This window comes from Bartonella sp. AA86SXKL, assembly GCF_042196885.1.
The window spans coordinates 1-349 of sequence record NZ_JBHIRE010000265.1 but is presented as its reverse complement, the minus strand read 5'-3'; the positions used below and the strand labels follow the sequence as shown (position 1 = coordinate 349).

The window sequence follows — 349 nt, the reverse complement described above, 5'->3', positions numbered from 1 at the left end:
GGTCAGTTCACTCTTGGATGCTCCAAAAACAGCTTTAACTACGGTTGCCAAGGGGGGGGCAGGCGCGTTTTTTTATCTAGAAATTTTAGATGCTAGTTTTTCTTTTGATGGTGTGGTTGGTGCTTTTGCCTTTTCCCATAACCTTTTTATTATCGCAATTGGTCTCAGTATAGGTGCATTTTACGTTCGTTCTATGACGATTATGTTGGTTGAATCGGGGATATTGTTGCATTATCGTTATTTGGAACATGGGGCTTTTTATGCAATTTTAGTTCTCGCAGTGATTATGTATCTGCAAACTCTTCTATCGATTCCTGAAGTCTTAACAGGGCTGGTAGGGGTTTGTATT

Annotated in this window: 1 protein-coding gene; it reads left to right on the top strand. The window is 40.1% G+C overall.

The window, feature by feature from the left end:
• The coding region (locus tag ACFIO5_RS11435; protein ID WP_375705473.1) for a DUF475 domain-containing protein at positions 1-349 on the top strand (349 nt) is incomplete at both ends.